This window comes from Bradyrhizobium sp. 62B (assembly GCF_030272265.2).
In the GTDB taxonomy this organism is placed as follows: domain Bacteria; phylum Pseudomonadota; class Alphaproteobacteria; order Rhizobiales; family Xanthobacteraceae; genus Bradyrhizobium.
On the sequence record NZ_CP092841.2, the window covers coordinates 2,803,475 to 2,822,885 of the forward strand.

A 19,411-nucleotide genomic window follows, 5' to 3' on the forward strand; every position below is an offset into this window, starting at 1 on the left:
ACATAGTGGGGGATGGTCGGGCATCTCTGCAAGCTTCTGGTTAAGAGCCGGTGCCGGCGCTCATGATCGGCTTGTGGCGCGGCCGACGCTTCTCGTCGGGCAGTACGGAACTCTCCGGCTGGAGCGGCGGCGAATCATCCGATAGCGGCGCAAGCGCGCTCATCACCCGCTCCGGCGGGAAGGTGACGATCACCTCGGTGCCGATGCGCAGTTTCGATTTCAGCGTGAACGTGCCGCCATGCAGGTCGATCAGATTCTTGGCGATCGGCAAGCCGAGGCCCGCGCCCTGTTCGGCCGATTTGATCGAGTTGGAGCCCTGGCCGAACGAGGCGAGCACGACCGGGATCTCGTCCTCGGGGATTCCGGAGCCGGTATCCTTCACCGAGAGATATTGCCCGCCCGAGGCGGTCCAGCCGGCCTTGAGCCAGATCTCGCCGCCCTGCGGGGTGAACTTGATCGAGTTGGAAATCAGGTTGAGCACGACCTGGCGGATCGCGCGCTCGTCGGCCCAGAGCCGCGGCATGGCCTGCTCGAACACTTCGTGGATGGTGATGCCGCGGCTCGAGGCACGCAGCTTCATCAAATGATGGCAGTCGGCGACGATGCCGACCAGCGACACTGCTTCCTCATTCAGCTCGTAGCGGCCGGCCTCGATCCGCGACAGGTCGAGGATCTCGTTGATGAGGTTGAGCAGGTGCACGCCCGAATTATGGATGTCTGCCGAGTATTCCTTGTAGACCGGCACCGCATGCGCGCCGAAGATCTCGCTCTTCATCACCTCGGAGAAGCCGAGGATCGCGTTCAGCGGCGTGCGCAGCTCGTGGCTCATCTGGGCGAGGAAGCGCGACTTGGCGACGTTGGCGGATTCGGCGCGGTGGCGGGCTTCATCCGAGATCGCCTTGGCTTGTTCGAGCTCGCCGATCAGGGCGTCCTTCTCGGCGCGCGCTTCCAGCGCGGCAAAGGTGGAGGAGTGCAGGCGATGCGCCAGCAGCACGAAATAGCCTTCGGCGGCGAGCGCGAGCGCGGCCAGGATGTAATTGTCCAGCGAGCCGGTCATCGCGAAGCTCAGCGCCATGGCGACCGCGACCGGCGCGGTGGCGGCAAGGGCCGCGATCGGCAAGTTCGCGGCGACCATGCTCGATACTGCGATCACCAGCAGCATCAGGAACATCATCAGCGTTTCCGTGACCATGTCGAGCACGGGATGGATCAGGATCGCCATCCAGCACAGGCCATAGAGCAGATCGAGCACGACGAAGCGCGTCCGCCATGCACGCGTCGCCGCAGGGGAAGAGGGCTCGGTCAGGAAGCGCCGGCAACTGCGGATCATCGCCGCGTGGATGCAGAGCATGCCGGCGGTCCAGGCGGCGGCGGGGATTGGCTGCATCCACAGGCCGAACAGCACGCCCGTCGCGACCACCAGCAGCATCACGACATAGGAAGCCGACAGCCGCGTCTGGGCATATTGGCGCAGCATCTCGGCGTCGAACGCCGGTCGGGTTCCACTGGTCGACGTTAACTTATCGCGCGCCTCGCGCACCCGCTGCGCCGCAGCCCGGCGGCTGCTCGCCGATGGAGCGCTCACCGGCTCGGCCGGAAGCTGCACTACCTCTGGCTTTTCAGCGGGGTTACTCATCAAGCAACAACGATTCCTGCCCACGCCGGACGCGGGCCTTCTGCATTGTCTATCTCTGGCAAGAAATCCTTAAGAGGTGACTTAAGGAGCTAAAGAATTACGTTAACCCGGCGTTAATTTGGATCCCGCCTGCGCCGTTCAGTGCAGCGCCGCGTACTGCACGATGTAGACCATCGCACCCGCCAGATAGCCCACGAGCGCGGGGCCCGCGATGCGGCGGGCGTACCAGAAGAACTCGATCTTCTCGAGCCCCATGGCGGCAACGCCCGCGGCCGAACCGATGATCAGGATCGAGCCGCCGGTTCCAGCGCAATAGGCGATGAACTCCCAGAGGAAGCTGTCCGGCGGATATTGCACCAGATTGTACATGCCCATCGTCGCCGCGACGAGCGGCACGTTGTCGATGATCGCGCTCAACAGACCGAGCAGGATGACGATGATGTCGAGACGGCCGACCGTGGCGTCGAGCCATTTCGCCAACAATTCGAGGACACGGGCGTGCTCCAGGCAGGCGACGGCCATGAGGATGCCGACGAAGAACACGATCGAGCTCATGTCGATGCGCGTCAGCGCATGGACGAGGGTGAGGGGACGGCGCGCATCCTCGTCCTTGTGACGATGCACGACCTCGCCGACCAGCCAGAGGATGCCCAGCCCGAAAAGGATACCCATGAACGGCGCAAGGTGCGTTACGGCCTTGAAAACCGGTACGGCCACCAGGGTGCCGAGGCCGAGATAGAACATCAGATTGCGCTCGAACACCTCGACCCTGAGGGCCTGCTCCCGCCCCTGCAGCGGAGGGACGATCTCCTTGCCCCTTAGCGAATAGCCGATGATGAACAACGGAATCAGAAGGTTGAGCAGTGACGGCAGGAACACCGACTTCATGATGTTGACGGGAGTGATCTGGCCCCCGATCCAGAGCATCGTCGTCGTGACGTCGCCGATCACGGTCCAGGCGCCGCCGGCGTTGGCGGCGATCACGATGATGGAGGCGAACAGCAGGCGATCGCCCTTGTGGCCGATCAGCTTCTGGATCAGCGAGATCATCACGATGGTGGTCGTCAGATTGTCGAGGATCGCGCTCAGGAAGAACGTCACGAAGCCGATGATCCACATCAGCGTGGTCTGCTTCGTAGTGCGGATGACGGAGGTGATGACTTCGAAGCCGTTGTGGGCGTCGATCACCTCGACGATCGTCATGGCGCCGATCAGGAAGAAGACGATCTGCGCGGTCGAGGCCACGGATTCGTCGAGCTGGTGGTTGACGAGCGAGGCATCGCCGACGGACACCGCGTAGATGGTCCAGAGCAGGCCCGCTCCCAAGAGAGCCGACGCGCTCTTGTTGACGCCAAGCGGATGTTCGAGCGCGATGGCAGCGTACGCAACGATGAAAACGACGGCTATCACGCTCAGCAAGTCAGTCCCCCCGGTATTCGTTCTTCAATTCAATGCGGGCCGCGTCGCGGCGCAGGTGCCGCCTCGAGACCCGTGACGGTCGCGGCTGCCCGGCCGCGACCGCCGAGGCGTTCCTCAGCGCTGCAGGCGCGCGAGCAGGCTGGAGGTGTCCCAGCGCTTGCCGCCCATCTTCTCGACCTCGGAATAGAACTGATCGACCAGCGCGGTGACAGGCAGGTTGGCGCCGTTGCGACGGGCTTCAGCCAGCGAGATCGAGAGGTCCTTGCGCATCCATTCGACCGCGAAGCCGAAATCGTACTTGTCCTCGTTCATGGTCTTGTAGCGATTCTCCATCTGCCAGGACTGCGCGGCCCCCTTCGAGATGGTCTCGATCACGGCGGCGACGTCGAGGCCGCTCTTCTTGGCGAAGTGGATGCCCTCGGAGAGACCCTGCACCAGACCGGCAATGCAGATCTGGTTGACCATCTTGGTCAGCTGGCCGCTTCCGGCGGGCCCGAGCAGCTTGCACATCCGCGCATAGGAGGCCGTGATGATCGGCTCGGCGCCGGCATAGGCATCGGGCGCACCGCCGCACATCACCGTCAGCACGCCGTTCTCAGCGCCGGCCTGGCCGCCGGAGACCGGGGCATCGACGAATTTGAAGCCTGCCTTGGTGGCGGCTGCGTCCAGCTCACGCGCGACCTCGGCCGAGGCGGTGGTATGATCGACGAAGGTCGCACCCTTCTTCATGCCGGCGAAGGCGCCGTCGGCGCCGATCGTGACTGCGCGCAGGTCGTTGTCGTTGCCGACGCAGCACATCACGAAATCCTGACCTTCGGCGGCCGCCTTCGGGGTCGCCGCGGTCTTGCCGCCGAACTTGTCCGCCCATTCCTTCGCCTTGGCCGCGGTGCGGTTGTAGACGGTGACCTCATGGCCCCCTTTTTTCACGAGGTGTCCGGCCATGGGGAAGCCCATCACGCCGAGACCGAGGAAAGCGACTTTAGCCATGTGTGGTACCTTGTCCGTAGTTTTGAGTTTTACGGTTGTAGCCGGGCGAGGGCGCCGGGCGGCACCCTCGAAGTTCCGCCGCGAGGGCGGATCGGAGGCGCACCATAAACCGTTAAGGGCGGAGGGCAACGGCTTCGTTTGGCGGCCTCCTGTGCTAGGATGGCGGACCTAAGGACTTCGAAAAAGGGAGCGAAACATGGCATCGGGCTTGGGCGGCGTGAGCGTTGGCGTCCTCGATCATTTCAACATCCGGACCCGGAATCTGGCCGAGACCGTCGGTTTCTACAAGGACGTGCTGGGACTGGAAAAAGGCCCCCGGCCGAATTTCGCCTTCCCAGGCGCCTGGATGTACAGCGAGGGCAAGCCGGTGGTGCACCTCGTCGATATCTCGGCGACGGCGGAGCCGCAAAAGCCGGATTCCGGCGTCGTCCATCACGTCGCCTTCGCCAGCCGCGGCTTCGACGGCATGAAGCAGCGCCTGACCACCAAGGGCATGAAATTCGACTCCCGCCAGGTGCCCGGCGGCGAACTCTGGCAGATATTCGTCAACGACCCCAACGGGGTCATGATCGAGCTGAATTACGAGGCCGCCAGGGAGCAGGGAGCGGCGCCCGCCGAGATGGCTGACGATATCGGCAGGCAGTAGCCTTTTGGGCGTTTCCGCTCTAATGGGGCATCCCAGAGTCTCGAGCATGACCTTGCCGGAAAGCCGCTCCACGCTTTGCGCTGCTGCGGCCCTCCGGGTCCGGATCAGGCTCCGTCCAGGAGATGTACTTTGAGCGTGACGCAGCAACAGGTTCTCGACAGCCTCGCCAGGATCAAGTCGCCCCGCGGGGTCGCGCTCACCAATGCCAATGTGCTGAGCGCGATCAGCGCGTCCGACGGCAAGGTGTTCTTCTCGATCAATGTCGACGCCGCCGAAGCCAGGGCCTGGGAATCCATCCGGGCCGAGGCCGAGGCCGCCGTACGCGCCATCCCCGGCGTCACCACCGTGATGGTGGCGCTGACCGCCGAGCGCAAGCCGGGCTCCGCACCACCGCCGCCTCCGCAACCCAGCCGCGGCGCGCCGGGCGTGCAGCCGGTGCATGCCCACAAGCCGCCGCCGCAGGGCGGCGCCCAATCGCCCATGGCGCGGCAGTCGGAGATCCCCGGCGTCGCCGCCGTGATCGCAGTCGCCTCCGGCAAGGGCGGCGTCGGCAAGTCGACCACCGCGCTGAACCTGGCGCTCGGCCTGCGCGACCTCGGCCTCAAGGTCGGGCTGCTCGATGCCGACATTTACGGTCCCTCGGTGCCGCGGCTGACGGGCCTGCACGACAAGCCGGAGCTGAACGACGAGCGCAAGATGATTCCGCTCCGGCGTTTCGGCCTCGCCATCATGTCGATCGGTTTCCTGGTCGAGGAAGAGACCGCGATGATCTGGCGCGGTCCCATGGTGATGTCGGCGGTGACGCAGATGCTGCGCGACGTCGAATGGGGCAAGCTCGACGTGCTGGTCGTCGACATGCCGCCGGGCACCGGCGATGCCCAGCTCACCTTGGCGCAGAACGTGCCGCTCAAGGGCGCGGTGATCGTCTCGACCCCGCAGGACCTGTCCCTGATCGATGCGCGGCGGGGGCTTGCCATGTTCAAGAAGGTCAACGTGCCCGTGCTCGGCATCGTCGAGAACATGAGCTATTTCCAGTGCCCGCATTGCGGCACCAAGTCCGACATTTTCGGCCATGGCGGGGCGCGGCACGAGGCCGAGAAGCTCAAGGTCCCGTTCCTCGGCGAGATCCCGCTGCACATGGCGATTCGCGCCACGTCGGACGCCGGCAATCCCGTCGTCGACAGCGAGCCGGACGGTCCCCATGCGGCGATCTACCGCGCCATTGCGGGGCAGGTCCGGGACCAGCTCAAGGGTGTCATCGCAGCGGCCTGAATTGGCCGCCCGTGGCGCGCGCCCTCATGACTTCTGGGGACATGCGACTTTCGTAGAGCCCCGTCATGCCATTGTCGCGTTCCGAAACCGGGCCGTCCGTGTTAAAGGCCCACCGCAGTCAAGCCCCTTCGGTTCGACGCGTCCCTGGCGCGTCGCCGGAATGAGCGGTGGCAAAAGAGAAGTTAAGGGGAAACGCCCCAGCAAGGAGAGACCTGAAGATGAAGCGTCGTGATTTTCTGAAAGTGTCGGCGGCAGGCGCGGCAGCGACCGCGGTGGCCTCGCCGGCGATCGCGCAGTCCTCGCCCGAGGTGAAGTGGCGCTTGACTTCGAGCTTCCCGAAATCGCTCGATACCATCTATGGCGGTGCCGAGCAGGTGGCGAAGTACGTCGCCGAGATGACCGACAACAAATTCCAGATCCAGGTGTTCGCCGCCGGTGAACTCGTTCCCGGCCTGCAGGCGCTCGACGCGACCTCCAGCGGCACGGTCGAGATGTGCCACACGGTGTCCTACTATTATGTCGGCAAGGATCCGACCTTCGCAATCTTCGCTTCGGTGCCGTTCGGCCTGAACGCGCGCCAACAGAATTCGTGGCTCTATCAGGGCGGTGGCAACGAGCTCGCCAACGAGTTCTTCAAGAAGTCGAATGTGGTCGGATTCCCGTGCGGCAACACCGGCACCCAGATGGGCGGCTGGTTCCGCAAGGAGATCAAGACCGTTGCCGACCTCTCCGGCCTCAAGATGCGCATCGGCGGCATCGCCGGCCAGGTGCTCCAGAAGGTCGGCGTGGTGCCGCAGCAGCTCGCCGGCGGCGACATCTATCCGGCGCTGGAGAAGGGTACCATCGACGCGGCCGAGTGGGTCGGGCCTTACGACGACGAGAAGCTCGGCTTCGCCAAGGTCGCGAAGTACTACTATTATCCGGGCTTCTGGGAAGGCGGTCCCACCGTCCACGCCTTCGCCAACCTGGAAAAGTTCAATGCGCTGCCCAAGAACTACCAGGCGATCCTCACCAACGCGACGGCCAATGCCAACACCTGGATGGCGGCGCGCTACGACATGCAGAACCCGACGGCTCTGAAGCGCCTGGTTGCCGGCGGCACTCAGCTTCGTCCCTTCACCAACGAGGTGCTGGAAGCCTGCCTCAAGGCGACCAACGAGCTGTGGGGCGAGGTCTCGGCCAAGAACGCCGACTTCAAGAAGGCGATCGACGCCATGCAGGCCTACCGCTCCGACGAATATCTGTGGTGGCAGGTTGCCGAATATACCTACGACAGCTTCATGATCCGCTCGCGCACGCGCGGCTGATCGCCTAGATCTAAAGTCGCAAGACTAAAAGCCCGGCCTCCGTGGAGGCCGGGCTTTTTCTTTGCCGCAGTGCGATCGGGATGGCATTCGGTCCCGGCTTGCGTCATGCTGGTTCCAAGCCTCGGCAAGAAGGCCCACAATCACTGATACATCAGGGCAGGAAATCATGAAGAGAAGAGACTTCATCAAGGTCACAGGTCTTGGCGCGGCCGGCGCCGCCACGCTCGCGGCTCCCGCGATCGCGCAGTCGATGCCGGAAATCAAATGGCGTATGCCGACGAGCTGGCCGAAGTCGCTCGACACGCTGTTTGGCGGCGCCGAGATGATGTGCAAGATGGTCGCGGAGGCGACCGACAACAAATTCCAGATCCAGATCTTCGCGGCTGGCGAGATCGTGCCGGGCCTCCAGGTGCTCGACGCCGTGCAGAACGGCACCTGCGAAATCGGCCACACCGCGTCCTACTATTATTTCGGCAAGGATCCGACCTTCACCTTCGGTTCGGCCGTGCCGTTCGGCCCCAACATGCGCATCAACCAGGCCTGGTACATGCTGGGCGGCGGCCGCGACATACTCAACGAGTTCTACAAGAGCTACAACGTCGTCTCGCTGCTCGCGGGCAACACCGGCTGCCAGATGGGCGGCTGGTTTAGGAAAGAGGTCAATACGCCCGACGATCTCAAGGGCATGAAATTCCGCGTCGGCGGCTTTGCCGGCCGTGTGCTCCAGAAGCTCGGCGTGGTGCCGCAGCAGCTCGCCGGCGGCGACATCTATCCGGCGCTGGAGAAGGGCACCATCGACGCCGCCGAATGGGTCGGCCCCTATGACGACGAGAAGCTCGGCTTCTACAAGATCGCGCCGCACTACTACTATCCCGGCTGGTGGGAGGGCGGGCCGATGCTGCTGGCCTTCGTCAACCTCGACAAGTGGAACGCGCTGCCGAAATATTACCAGAGCGTGCTGGAGCAGGCCGGCCACTACGCCAACAACTACATGATGGCGCGCTACGACACCGCCAACCCGCTGGCACTGAAGAAGCTGCTGGCCGGCGGCACCAAGCTGCACCCGTTCTCGCCGTCCATCATGGATGCCTGCCACAAGGCCGCCAAGGAGCTGCACGCCGAGGTCGCTGCGACCAACCCCAACTTCAAGAAGGTGCACGACTCGCTCGCCAAGTTCACGAGCGACGGCTACGCCTGGTTCCAGGTCGCCGAGGTCGGCTACGACATCTTCATGGCGCGGCGCTCGCAGAGCTGATCACGCCACCTGTTGCAGGCAACGCCCCGGCGTGAAAGCTCCGGGGCGTTGTCGTGTCTGGAGGGCTAGACTCAAAAGACGAAAAACAACCCCATGCACAGTAGCCAAGGGCTTGCTAAGTCATCGGAAATAATTGGCCGTTCGAGCGGCACTCGCGGAGTCGGAGCAGTGCTGCACTTGATTTGTCGGGCAAAACAATCGTACAAGACAAATATCGAATAATCCGAAATTTGATTCGTCGACGCCAAGCCGGAGACGACGATGAGCTTCGATCCCGACGACGTTCACAGAGCGCTGCGAAAGGCATGGTCACCATCGGCAGCGAGCCAATGGACTGCGAGCAATCCGGCGGCCGGACAGTGCAATGTCACCTCGCTGCTCATTCACGACATGTTCGGCGGCGAGCTTTTGAAGACGCCGCTGCCGGCCGGCGATCATTTCTACAACAGGATCGAAGGCAAAAGGTACGACTTCACGGCAAGCCAGTTCGACGCGTCGATCGATTATCTGGACTTGCCCGCGAGTCGGGCCGACGCTGAGCGGGGCGCGACGGGGCCTCAATTAGCCGACCTCAAGAGCGCTTTTCGGCTGCATTGTCCGAAGTCACGCTAGATCGAAACGCCGCCGGCGACGACGCGAACGGCTTCAGCTCGCATTGGGCTCACCGAACCATCGCGCCGCGGCCCGAGATACGTCCTCGTTGTCGGCAGCCTGTTCGCTGGCCCAGGCCACGACGCCGTCGGGGCGCACGAGCAATGCGATCAGGCCCAGTCGATCCTTTGCTTCGCTTGCAACATAGGCGATCCGGCCGCGCCAGCGGCTCGCGAGCGCTTGAAGCGATGGCTGCGCGCCGAAATCCAGCAACAGCCCTTTCCCTGTTCTGAGCAGCTCGCGGAGTCTTGTCCCATCGCTGAGCTCGAAGTCGGGCACACTGCGCCCCACCAGCGGATGGTCCTCGCCGAGGTCATAGCGGAGGGATAGGCCCCATACGCGCGCGGCGAAGTAGGCCGCGCCGTCGCGCGTGTCGATGAGATCACGGATAATGGCTTCGAGCGCGCGCGAGCTTCTGCTCGGGCGCATCAGCCCGACCTGGGCGCGCGACCAGTCGAGGATCTGTGCTCCCACCGGATGTCGCTCGGTTGAATAGCTGTCCAGCAGCCCGGCGGGCGCATCGCCACGAATGGTTGCCGCGAGCTTCCATCCGAGGTTCATGGCATCGCCGAGGCCGAGGTTCAGGCCTTGGCCGCCCAGCGGCGAATGGATGTGCGCGGCATCACCGGCCAGCAACACGCGGCCGGCGCGATAGTTCGTTGCCTGATATGCGCGGTCGGTCCAGGTGGTGGCGAGCAGCAGGGCGGTGACTGTCAGGTCGACGCCCGAAACCTTGCGCAACACCGCCTCGACATGGTCGCGCTCAAGTTCGCCGCGGTGCGCGGCGCCGCCGTCGAAATCGACCATCGCGATCGTCCCCGGCGCCGCATAGGTGTACATCCCGAAAGGTGTGTAATGGCGACCCGGTGCGAGCGCGGCCGGATCGGCCAGCTCGACCTGCACGGAATAGCCGGTGAATTCCGGATCGGTCCCGGTGAAGCCGATGCCGGCCGCCTTTCGCACGTTGCTGCGCCCGCCGTCGCAACCAACGAGCCAGCGGCCGTGGACGGCTCCGCCGGCCGACACCACCGTCACACCATCCGTGGATTGCCTGAGAGCCTCGACGGCGCAGCCGCGCCGGATCTCCGCACCCAGCGTCTCGGCGCGGATCGCAAGCACGGCCTCGATGCTCGCCATGTCGGCCGCGATGGCTCCGATCGGGCCGGGCAGGCGGTATGGCCATTGCGTTGCGTCGATCTGATCGTGGAAGAATTGGATGCCGGCGAAATGACCGGCAGGGCGACGCTGCTGCTGCATCCAGTGCGCACCCGCTGGTGTTTCCCGGCTCGCCGTGCGAGCTGTCAGATGCTCCAGCAGGCCACGGCGCTCGAAGCTCTCGATCGTCGGCACCGAAAGACCACGCAACCCGAAAGGCAGGCTCTTGAGCGGCGCGTGCGGATCTTCTGTCTTTTCCAGGACCAGCACCGAACAGCCGGCCATCCGCAACTCGCAAGCCAGGAACAGGCCGACGGGACCGGCGCCCGCAATGATGACGTCATACAGGGGAGTGTCGGGAATCTGCATAAACTGCTCCGTTGTCGATGTTCGACCGGAGCGTTTCCCAGACCTGAGACCTCACGGACGAACCCTTGATCGCCCAAACAGCGATCGTGTTCGTCGCGGGGATCTCAGGCACGAGGCCAAAGACCAGAGCTTTCGTTACCGAAAGGACTTGGGCTTACCAGACCAAGTCTGCCTTTTCCGACATGGCCAATTTAGCCGTCTGGTCGCAGCCTCGTCAATGGAACGACTATGACGACGGCCCTGCGAGCCGGCTAATCCTGTCACGAATGTAGGTCTCCGCCCGCTCCAGCAGATCGTCAAGCGAACCATCGGCGGTGTCGAGCACGAGGCGTTCACGATCCCACGGTTCATAAGCTCTGTTCACGACATCACTCCAGGGTGGGAGTCGAAAACCTTCAATGTCGGGGGTGCGGCTTTCCACGCGTTGCCGGTGCAGCGCCGGCTCGCTGCAGACCGTCTCGATCTCAACCAGGCGTGCCGAGGTCTTCACGGCACATCGCCGCCAGGCAGCGCGGCTTGCCAGTACCGGATTGACGCAGTCGGCGATAACGATGCGCCCGAGCTTGAGATTTTCGGCAGCCAACGCATTGGCGATCGCATACCCCTCTGCGCCGGCGGCAAAGCCAGCGTCGCGCAACGCCTGCTCGATCGAATCGATACGAAGATATGTGGCCGAGAGCCGAACGGTCAGCTCGCGAGCAATCGTCGTCTTGCCGGTGCCGGGAAGGCCGCCGAACACAATGAGTACAGGTGAGAGGCTCATGATGTCGATGATGCGGCATCGGGCCGAGGCCCGCAACGGGGCCGGAGCCGGCGCTGCCGAGGGTTGCTGACGCGAACCTGACGACAGGCTGAGCTGCCTTCCGGTCACTTTTTCGCTGGCCCAGGCGGCCGGAATGGTGGAAGAGAGCAAAGATGCCGCGCGCGGGCCGTGCGGCGACTTTGAGTATCTTGCGGACATGCGATGCGTCTTCTGATCGTCGAGGACAATGCCGAGTTGTCGCGGCTCGTCGCGGGCGGGCTGGCGGCGGCCGGCTACCAGAGCGACATCGTGGGCAGCGCGGCCGAGGCACGCGAGGCGGTGAGCAGCGTCAGCTATGCCGCGATGATCCTCGACCTCGGGCTGCCCGATGGCGACGGTCTGTCGGTGCTGCGCGAGCTGCGCCTCAAGATGGAACCGCTCCCCGTGCTGGTGCTGACTGCACGAGGCGGCCTGCAGGACCGCGTCAGCGGCCTGCGCAGCGGCGCCGACGATTATCTCGCAAAGCCGTTCGCGATGGAGGAGCTGGTGGCGCGGCTGGAGGCGATCCTGCGCCGGCCCGGCCAACTGCTCGGCCGCTCGCTCAGTCTCGCCAACCTCGTCTACGACACCGAGAGCCGCCAGATCTTCGTCGACGACCAGCCGCGGATCATCTCTGCGCGCGAGACCTCGGTGCTCGAGATCCTGCTGCGCCGGCAAGGGCGGGTGGTGCCGAAGAAGAACGTCGAGGACCATATTTTCGGGCTGGACGGCGAGGTCGCCTCCAACGCGGTCGAGGTCTATGTCTCGCGGCTGCGCAAGCAGCTCGCCGAACACGGCGCCAAGGTCGTGATCCACACCATCCGCGGCGTCGGCTATCTCATGGACGTGGAGAAATAGCGTGGCCCGGATCGGGTCCCATTCCGGCTCCCTTGCCGGCTCCTATGGCAGGTCGCCGACGTTCAAATCGCTGATCTGGCGCATCGTCTTCCTGCACATCCTGGCGGTCGCGGTGGTCGCGGTCTTCCTGCCGCTGGTGCTGTTCTGGCTGCTCAATTCGGAGATCGACCAGCTGCATCGCGATGCCATGCGCGCCCAGGCCGAAGTGCTGGCGGAGCGCATCGTTGCCCAGCCGGGCGGCTCGTTGACGTTCAATCTGCCCGACAGTCTCAAAGGCCTCTATTCGGAAGCGTATGGCCGCTATCAGTACGACATTCGCGATGCCGAGGGTCGCTTGCTGTTCTCCTCGCACCGGCGTGCCGCCGCAGTGCGCTCGTCGGAGAGCATTTCCGGCGCCACGGTCACCCGCGATATCGACGGCAAGACGGTGCGCATCCAGGTCGCCGAGGACCTCGCGCACCGCGACGTCATCATCGACGACATCGTCTCGAACTTCTTCCGGCGCGTGGGATGGATCACCATCCCGATCCTCCTGATCCTGCTCGCCACCGACATCATCATCTTTCGCCGGGCGATCGCGCCGCTGTGGAAGGCGTCCGAGAAGGCCAGCAATATCGGTCCGGCGCGCACCGACATTCGCCTGCCGACGGAGCAGATCCCGCGCGAGATCCTGCCGCTGGTCACCGCCGTCAACCAAGCGCTCGACCGGCTCGAAGGCGGCTTTCGGGTGCAACGGCAGTTCACGGCGGACGCCGCGCATCAATTGCGCACGCCGCTCGCGATCCTGCGCACGCGGATCGAGACGCTCGACGATCGCGCGGCGCGGCAGGCGCTGCATGCCGACATCGAAACCATGAGCCGCCTCGTTGCCCAGCTCCTGGAGATCGCCGAGCTCGACACACTGGTGCTCGATCCCGCAGAGACCGCGGATCTGCGCGCCGTCAGCGCCGAGGTGGTTGCCTCGATCGCTCCGTTCGCGATCGCGCAGCACAAGGACATCGCGCTGAAGGGCGCCGACGCGCCGGTGCTGATCCACGGCAACGCGGCGATGCTGCAGCGTGCGATCTTCAACCTCGCCGAAAACGCCATCAAGTTCACGGCAAAGGACACCACCGTCGACGTCGAGGTGGCCGAGGACGGTTCGGTGCGCGTGCGCGATTCCGGCCCGGGGATCGCGGAGGCCGAGCGCGAGCTGATCTTCCAGCGCTTCTGGCGCGCCGACCGCCGGCGCAGTGACGGTGCAGGCCTCGGACTCTCGATCGTGCGCGCGGTGGCGGACGATCACGCGGCCACGGTCGCGGTGGAGAATCTTCCGGGAGGCGGGGCCGAGTTCACGCTGCGGTTTCGGCTGGCGGAGGAGGAAGCTTCTTTTCCCTCTCCCCTTGTGGGAGAGGGTGGCTCGCCGCGACAGCGGCGAGACGGGTGAGGGGGCTCTCTCAGCGTATGAGCTCTCTCCCATGGAGTTTGCTGAAGCAACTCCTCATGCGGCGCGGACTGCGCTCGCGCCAACTTCTCCGACAAGGGGAGAAGGAAGAAGCGCCGCAGCTATTTCAGCTTGCCGCTCGACAAATCCATGATCATCCGCGTCGCCAGATACAGCCGCGGCACGATGCTGCCGAGCTGCACATATTCGGCATCGTTGGAGTGTGCACCGAAGCCTGACAGGCCCATGCCTTCGACCACGGCTCCGCTGGTCTTCAACGCGGCGAACGCGGCGTCGGTGCCGCCGCCGGTCGCCTTCTCATCGACCTTGAGGGATAGTCCGATCTCGCCATAGATCGTCTTGCCGTGGGCCGCCACGCGGCGCGAGGCCTCGTTGGCCTCGAGCGGCGGGCGACGCACCTCGAACTTCAGGTCGACCTTGGAATCGGGCAGCAGGCGATTCTTGATCTTGTCCTGCAGCTCCTTCTGCAACGCGTCGAAATCCGACACTTTGAGCGCACGCGCATCGGCCTGCGCCGTGGCGTTCGCGGGGATCACGTTGCGGTTGGTGCCGGATTGGGCGACCGTCCAGTTCAGCTTCAGACCCTGCTCGGGCTTGGACAGGTCCTTCATCTGCAGCAGCTGGTGCGAGAGCTCGTACAGCGCATTGACGCCGCCCTCGGGCCGTGCGCCCGCATGTGACGACTTGCCCTGCACGGTGAGATAGGCCGAGCCGATGCCGCTGGTGGCGAGGCGCAGCGTGCCGTCGGTGCCGCCGCCCTCGAACGAGAACACCGCGTCCTGATCCGCAGCGAATTTGGTGATGGTGCTGCGCCAGCCGGGCGAGGAGATCTCCTCGTCGCCGTTCGTGAGAACCGTGAGCGTGCCGTAATCCCTGAAATTCAACTTCTGCAGCAACGCCACGGTATGGAGAATGAGTGCAACGCCCTGCTTGTCGTCGGCGATGCCGAGGCCGTAGGCCTTGTCGCCGTCGATGCGGAATGGCTGGTCCTTCAGCATGCCCTTCAGGTACACGGTGTCCATATGGGCGATCAGCATGATCTTCCTGGTTCCCGTGCCCTTGAACACGGCGTGCACGGCCGGCCCGATCTTCTCAGGGCTGTCGTCAAGGCGATGGATGTCGGTGGGTTGCAGGATTTCCACCGTGCCGCCGAGCTGCTTGAGCTGACCGGCAACGCGCTCGGCGATCTGGTTCAGACCCTCGATGTCCTTGCTGCCGGATTCGATGTTGACGAGATCGCGCAGCGTGTCGAGCAGCGGCTGCTGCTCCTTTTGCGCCAGCACGTGGAGGTCGGCGGCCGGCTCGGCGTGCACCGTCGCTGCGGCACATGTCAGCCAGAGTGAGGTGAGCAACAGGCCGAGGGCGGAGGGAGCAGGGTGCGAGCGGGGCATGAGCGGCCATCCCTAGGGCTGAGGATGGCCCGGTATGCCCGCGTTTCCCGTGCTTGTCACGCGCGCCGTCGCGCGTCATGCTCCGCTTGCGCGGAACACGACGGCGGGCGTGGTTCCCACTACTTCGACGGCGGTCCGAGATCCAGCGGCGGCAGCTCGATCTGCGGCACCTCGATCTTGATCGTAGAGGGATCGATATTCGACTGCACGCCCTTGTAATGCATGACCATCGAGGGGAATGCGATCACCAGACCGACCATGATCATCTGGATGACGACGAACGGCACCGCACCCCAATAGATCTGGCCCGTGGTGACCGGCTCCATTCGCTTGCCGGTGACGCGATCGGTGTAGCGATCCTTCGGCGCGACCGAGCGGAGATAGAACAAGGCGAAGCCGAACGGCGGATGCATGAACGAGGTCTGCATGTTGACGCCGAGAATGACGCCGAACCAGATCAGGTCGATGCCGAGGTGCTCAGCCGCAGGTCCGAGCAACGGAATCACGATGAAGGCCAGCTCGAAGAAGTCGAGGAAGAAGGCCAGCACGAACACGAACGCGTTGACGAAGATCAGGAAGCCGATCTGTCCGCCGGGCAGGGAGGTGAGCAGGTGCTCGACCCAGACGTGGCCGTTGACGCCGTAGAAGGTGAGCGAGAACACGCGCGCGCCGACCAGGATGAACACCACGAAAGCCGACAGCTTCGCGGTCGATTCCGTGGCCTGCCGGATCAGGTCCCAGCTCAGCCGCCGCTTCGCGGCACCGAGGATGAGGGCGCCGGCGGCGCCCATCGCGCCGCCTTCGGTCGGGGTGGCGATGCCGATGAAGATCGTGCCGAGCACGAGGAAGATCAGGAACAGCGGCGGCACCATGACGAAGGTGGTCTGCTGCGCCATCTTAGACAGGAACCGGAAGCCGGTGAGCTTGTCGATGACCCAGTTCACCACGGCGACGACGAAGGCGAAGATGATGCCGTAGAACATGCTGAGCACGACGTAGTCGGCGCCATGTACGCTCGAATTGCGCATCATGAACCAGCCGAAGACGCAGCTCGCCAGGAACAGCATGCCGAGAGAGAGGAGGCCGCGGTCGCCATTGTCCTCGCGAAAGCCGATCGCTTCCTTCGGCAGGCCGGGCGTCGCCTTCGGGAAGATCATGCTGACGAGGAAGGCGTAGCCGGCGTAGAGGCCGGCGAGCACGAGGCCGGGAATGAAGGCGCCCTCGTACATGTCGCCGACGGACTTGCCGAGCTGGTCGGCCATCACGATCAGGACGAGCGAGGGCGGAATGATCTGTGCGAGCGTACCGGACGCGGCGATGACGCCGGCGGCAACGCGGCGGTCGTAGCCGTAGCGCAGCATGATCGGGAGCGAGATCAGACCCATCGAGATCACGGACGCGGCGACCACGCCCGTCGTCGCCGCGAGCAGCGCGCCGACGAAGATCACGGCATAGGCAAGGCCGCCGCGGATGGTGCCGAACAATTGGCCGATGGTGTCGAGCAGGTCCTCGGCCATGCCGGACCGTTCCAGCACCAGTCCCATGAAGGTGAAGAACGGAATGGCCAGCAGCGTGTCGTTGTTCATCACGCCGTAGACCCGCTCCGGCAGCGCCTGGAGGAAGTCCGGGTGGAATTGGCCGAGCTCGACGCCGATGATGGCGTAGAACAGGCCAACGGCGCCGAGCGAGAATGCCGCGGGATAGCCGAGCAGCAGCACGACGACCAGCGACGCGAACATGATGGGCGCCATATTGGCGATAATAAAAGCGGTCATGATTTCCCCTAAACCGTCGCCAACGGCTACTTCTTCTCGATCGCTTCGACGAGATGCTCGACTTCCGCTTCCAGCGCGGACACCTGGGATTCATGCGGGTCCGGAATCATTCCGCGCATCACCGCAATCCGCTTGATCAGCTCGGAGATGCCTTGAACGAGCAGGAAAGCGAACCCGATCATGATCAGGGCTTTGGCGGGCCATTGCGGCAGGCCGCCGGCATTGCCGGATTGCTCGTTGATGTGGAACGAGCGCTGGAAGAACGGCACGCCGGTGACGATCATGACGATGCACAGCGGAATGAGGAAGAACAGGTGACCGATCACGTCGATGACGTTGCGGAGCGTCTTCGGCAGCGCGTTGTTCACGATGTCGATGCGGATGTGCTCGTTGTCGAGCAGCGTCCAGGGCGAGCACAGCAGGAATACGATGCTGAACAGCACCCATTGCAGCTCGAGCCACGAATTGGAGGATGTGTCGAAGGTCTTGCGGATGATCGCATTGACCGCCGAGATGATGACGGCGGCGACGATCAGCCACGCCAGGCGTTTGCCCGTCCAGCGTGTGAACGCGTCGATCCCCTGGCTCAGCTTTAGGAGCGCTTGCAACGATAGGTCCTCCCCCGATGGTATGCCCCGGCCGTCTTGACTGCGCCGAACGGGCGCGTGGCTTGTCTCGCCGCGCAGGCATGAGGCCGCCGCACCAAACCAGCGGGCGTGCCGTCAGTCAATTGGAAGTTTGTTGAAAGTTAAGGGGAATAAGGCCGTAGTCCGACGGTGTCAGCCGCCGGTGACGCTCATGTGCCTGGAGACGCTGGGACGGTCGTGGCGGCGGTCGATAATGAAATCATGCCCCTTGGGCTTGAGGCCGATGGCGCGGTCGATTGCATCCGCAAGCAGCACGTCGTCGTCAGATGCACGCAAGGGTTTGCGCAGATCCGAGGCATCCTCGTGGCCGAGGCAGGTGTGCAGCGTTCCCGTGCAGGTAATCCGAACCCGGTTGCAGGATTCGCAGAAATTGTGCGTCATCGGCGTGATGAAGCCGAGCTTGCCGCCGGTCTCGGCGACGCTGACATAGCGGGCCGGCCCTCCAGTGCTCTCGGCGAGGTCCGTTAGCGTGAATTGCTGGGCGAGGCGTGCGCGCACCAGCGAGAGCGGCAGATATTGGTCGATGCGGCCGGAGCCGATTTCACCCATCGGCATCACCTCGATCAGCGTCAGGCCCATGCCCTTGCCGTGGGCCCAGCGCATCAGCTCGGGAAGCTCGTCCTCGTTGAGGTTCTTCAGCGCCACCGCGTTGATCTTGATGGCAAGGCCTGCGGCGCGCGCGGCCTCGATGCCTTCCAGCACCTTGTCGATCTCGCCCCAGCGGGTGATCTCTCGAAACTTCTTGGAATCGAGCGTGTCGAGCGAGACGTTGATACGGCGGACGCCGCAATCGGCGAGCTCGCTTGCGTGTTTCGCCAGCTGGGTGCCGTTGGTGGTCAGCGTCAGCTCGTTCAGGGCGCCGCTGGAAAGATGCCGCGATAGCGAGCGCACCAGCGTCATCACGTTGCGCCGGACCAGCGGCTCGCCGCCGGTGAGCCGCAGCTTCTTGACGCCCTTGGCGATGAAGGCCGAGCAGAGCCGGTCGAGTTCCTCCAGCGTCAGCAGGTTCGCCTTGGGCAGGAACGTCATGTCTTCGGACATGCAGTAGAAGCAGCGCAGGTCGCAGCGGTCGGTGACGGACACGCGCAAATAGCTGATGGTCCGCCCGAACGGATCGGTCATCGGGGTCGACAGCGCGGCAGGTCCGTTCATTGAAAAGGCCTTGTCACTTACGGCGACGGGTGCACCTTTGCTTCAGCGGTGCTCTGGATGCAATCTAAGCATCGGACGCGACGAGGACAATCGGGTGGTATACGTAGATCAGCGCCTGCCGGCGTTCGGATCAGGGAACGGCGAGGCGGCGGCCGGAGCCGCTTCGGCGGGTGCTGCAGCCGGCGCCGCTGCGGCGGATTTGGGCTTCCTGGGCCGGTGAGGCTTGCGAACCGGTTTCGGCGGGGTGGCGGGCTGGAGTTCCGCAAAGACCGGATTCGGGTCCGTGGTCACCGAAGCGGGCGTGGTGAAATCCCCCGGATTCCTGATCACGTTCACCGGCACGCTTGCCGGTTGGTGCTTTGCAAGCGCGAAAGCCACCGTGAAGGGGGCGTCGGGCGCGGGAACCGAGACGGAGCAGGGCGTCTTGCAGCCCGGACCGAGCGAGGTCGTGGCGTCCGCTCCCGGGGGATTGGATTCGAGCCGGACCTGGACGGTCGGCGGGTCCCAGGACATCGAGGAGCAGCCGCCGAGACCCGCCGCTCCCAACAGACCCGCTCCCGCTAACGCAACCGCGATGACACGACGCATGACCCATCCACTTCAACTGCGACAAACCGCCACATAACCCCGCGCGGACCTTAGGAGCGTCGTTTGGGGCAGGCAACC

At 64.4% G+C, this 19,411-nt stretch carries 17 protein-coding genes; 7 read left to right on the plus strand and 10 right to left on the minus strand.

The annotated features are described in order from the left end of the window. Positions 1-40: 40 nt before the first annotated feature. The 3 genes from ML401_RS13035 to ML401_RS13045 all read right to left on the minus strand — a co-directional run bounded on the left by ML401_RS13035 (position 41) and on the right by ML401_RS13045 (position 4,042). Positions 41-1,636 carry a HAMP domain-containing sensor histidine kinase gene (locus tag ML401_RS13035; RefSeq protein ID WP_211418211.1) on the minus strand — a complete coding sequence of 532 codons (1,596 nt, stop codon included), beginning with the start codon at positions 1,634-1,636 and terminating at the stop codon, positions 41-43. A gap of 138 nt (positions 1,637-1,774) precedes the next feature. After that, positions 1,775-3,055: a sodium:proton antiporter NhaD gene (nhaD, locus tag ML401_RS13040; RefSeq protein WP_211418210.1), complete on the minus strand. Its 1,281-nt coding sequence runs from the start codon at positions 3,053-3,055 to the stop codon at positions 1,775-1,777. Positions 3,056-3,169: 114 nt separating this feature from the next. Then, a complete protein-coding gene (locus ML401_RS13045) occupies positions 3,170-4,042 on the minus strand; it encodes an NAD(P)-dependent oxidoreductase (RefSeq protein ID WP_194407425.1) in 873 nt (290 codons plus the stop codon). A 208-nt stretch (positions 4,043-4,250) separates the two neighbouring features. On the opposite strand from ML401_RS13045, the gene ML401_RS13050 reads away from it, so the two are divergent. The 5 genes from ML401_RS13050 (at position 4,251) to ML401_RS13070 (ending at position 9,134) form a co-directional block, all read left to right on the plus strand. After that, positions 4,251-4,688 carry a VOC family protein gene (locus ML401_RS13050; protein WP_285812670.1) on the plus strand — a complete coding sequence of 146 codons (438 nt, stop codon included), beginning with the start codon at positions 4,251-4,253 and terminating at the stop codon, positions 4,686-4,688. 129 nt (positions 4,689-4,817) lie between these two features. Then, on the plus strand, positions 4,818-5,960 hold the full coding sequence (locus ML401_RS13055) for an Mrp/NBP35 family ATP-binding protein (protein WP_211418209.1): 1,143 nt from the start codon (positions 4,818-4,820) through the stop codon (positions 5,958-5,960). A 218-nt stretch (positions 5,961-6,178) separates the two neighbouring features. Then, entirely contained in the window at positions 6,179-7,267 is a 1,089-nt protein-coding gene (locus ML401_RS13060) for a TRAP transporter substrate-binding protein (RefSeq protein ID WP_211418208.1), read from the plus strand. Between the two features lie 166 nt (positions 7,268-7,433). Further along, positions 7,434-8,522, plus strand: a complete 1,089-nt coding sequence (locus ML401_RS13065) for a TRAP transporter substrate-binding protein (protein ID WP_211418207.1) — start codon at positions 7,434-7,436, stop codon at positions 8,520-8,522. Positions 8,523-8,783: 261 nt separating this feature from the next. Then, positions 8,784-9,134 (plus strand): hypothetical protein, encoded by a 351-nt coding sequence (locus tag ML401_RS13070; protein WP_285812175.1) that lies wholly within the window; start codon positions 8,784-8,786, stop codon positions 9,132-9,134. Between the two features lie 33 nt (positions 9,135-9,167). Here the strand turns inward: ML401_RS13070 and ML401_RS13075 are convergent, their stop codons facing one another. Both ML401_RS13075 and ML401_RS13080 read right to left on the minus strand, forming a co-directional pair. Continuing rightward, positions 9,168-10,697: an FAD-dependent monooxygenase gene (locus ML401_RS13075; protein ID WP_376717358.1), complete on the minus strand. Its 1,530-nt coding sequence runs from the start codon at positions 10,695-10,697 to the stop codon at positions 9,168-9,170. 226 nt (positions 10,698-10,923) lie between these two features. Continuing rightward, positions 10,924-11,658 (minus strand): AAA family ATPase, encoded by a 735-nt coding sequence (locus tag ML401_RS13080; RefSeq protein ID WP_285812176.1) that lies wholly within the window; start codon positions 11,656-11,658, stop codon positions 10,924-10,926. 3 nt (positions 11,659-11,661) lie between these two features. Here ML401_RS13080 and ML401_RS13085 point away from each other — a divergent pair, with 3 nt between their 5' ends. Continuing rightward, positions 11,662-12,336, plus strand: coding sequence for a response regulator transcription factor (locus tag ML401_RS13085; protein WP_038946264.1), 675 nt, complete (start codon positions 11,662-11,664; stop codon positions 12,334-12,336). Position 12,337: 1 nt separating this feature from the next. Further along, entirely contained in the window at positions 12,338-13,762 is a 1,425-nt protein-coding gene (locus tag ML401_RS13090; protein WP_259205641.1) for a sensor histidine kinase, read from the plus strand. Between the two features lie 119 nt (positions 13,763-13,881). Here ML401_RS13090 and ML401_RS13095 read toward each other — a convergent pair whose 3' ends face one another. The 5 genes from ML401_RS13095 to ML401_RS13115 all read right to left on the minus strand — a co-directional run bounded on the left by ML401_RS13095 (position 13,882) and on the right by ML401_RS13115 (position 19,333). Continuing rightward, entirely contained in the window at positions 13,882-15,171 is a 1,290-nt protein-coding gene (locus tag ML401_RS13095; protein WP_211418204.1) for a M20/M25/M40 family metallo-hydrolase, read from the minus strand. A gap of 119 nt (positions 15,172-15,290) precedes the next feature. Beyond that, entirely contained in the window at positions 15,291-16,946 is a 1,656-nt protein-coding gene (locus ML401_RS13100; RefSeq protein WP_211418203.1) for a TRAP transporter large permease subunit, read from the minus strand. Positions 16,947-16,972: 26 nt separating this feature from the next. Continuing rightward, the gene (locus ML401_RS13105) at positions 16,973-17,554 is read right to left on the minus strand and encodes a TRAP transporter small permease subunit (protein ID WP_211418202.1); all 582 of its coding nucleotides are present in this window, start codon (positions 17,552-17,554) and stop codon (positions 16,973-16,975) included. A gap of 171 nt (positions 17,555-17,725) precedes the next feature. Then, a complete protein-coding gene (gene moaA, locus ML401_RS13110; protein ID WP_285812177.1) occupies positions 17,726-18,745 on the minus strand; it encodes a GTP 3',8-cyclase MoaA in 1,020 nt (339 codons plus the stop codon). A 108-nt stretch (positions 18,746-18,853) separates the two neighbouring features. Then, entirely contained in the window at positions 18,854-19,333 is a 480-nt protein-coding gene (locus ML401_RS13115) for a hypothetical protein (RefSeq protein ID WP_285812178.1), read from the minus strand. Positions 19,334-19,411: the final 78 nt, after the last annotated feature.

What these genes read in the sequence shown, in the direction of transcription:
- ML401_RS13035 (WP_211418211.1), bottom strand. Translation starts at nt 1,636, where the DNA reads ATGAGTAACCCCGCTGAAAAGCCAGAGGTAGTGCAGCTTCCGGCCGAG.
- ML401_RS13045 (WP_194407425.1), bottom strand. Translation starts at nt 4,042, where the DNA reads ATGGCTAAAGTCGCTTTCCTCGGTCTCGGCGTGATGGGCTTCCCCATG.
- ML401_RS13060 (WP_211418208.1), top strand. Translation starts at nt 6,179, where the DNA reads ATGAAGCGTCGTGATTTTCTGAAAGTGTCGGCGGCAGGCGCGGCAGCG.
- ML401_RS13065 (WP_211418207.1), top strand. Translation starts at nt 7,434, where the DNA reads ATGAAGAGAAGAGACTTCATCAAGGTCACAGGTCTTGGCGCGGCCGGC.
- ML401_RS13070 (WP_285812175.1), top strand. Translation starts at nt 8,784, where the DNA reads ATGAGCTTCGATCCCGACGACGTTCACAGAGCGCTGCGAAAGGCATGG.
- ML401_RS13075 (WP_376717358.1), bottom strand. Translation starts at nt 10,697, where the DNA reads ATGCAGATTCCCGACACTCCCCTGTATGACGTCATCATTGCGGGCGCC.
- ML401_RS13080 (WP_285812176.1), bottom strand. Translation starts at nt 11,658, where the DNA reads ATGTCCGCAAGATACTCAAAGTCGCCGCACGGCCCGCGCGCGGCATCT.
- ML401_RS13085 (WP_038946264.1), top strand. Translation starts at nt 11,662, where the DNA reads ATGCGTCTTCTGATCGTCGAGGACAATGCCGAGTTGTCGCGGCTCGTC.
- ML401_RS13095 (WP_211418204.1), bottom strand. Translation starts at nt 15,171, where the DNA reads ATGCCCCGCTCGCACCCTGCTCCCTCCGCCCTCGGCCTGTTGCTCACC.
- ML401_RS13100 (WP_211418203.1), bottom strand. Translation starts at nt 16,946, where the DNA reads ATGACCGCTTTTATTATCGCCAATATGGCGCCCATCATGTTCGCGTCG.
- moaA (WP_285812177.1), bottom strand. Translation starts at nt 18,745, where the DNA reads ATGAACGGACCTGCCGCGCTGTCGACCCCGATGACCGATCCGTTCGGG.
- ML401_RS13115 (WP_285812178.1), bottom strand. Translation starts at nt 19,333, where the DNA reads ATGCGTCGTGTCATCGCGGTTGCGTTAGCGGGAGCGGGTCTGTTGGGA.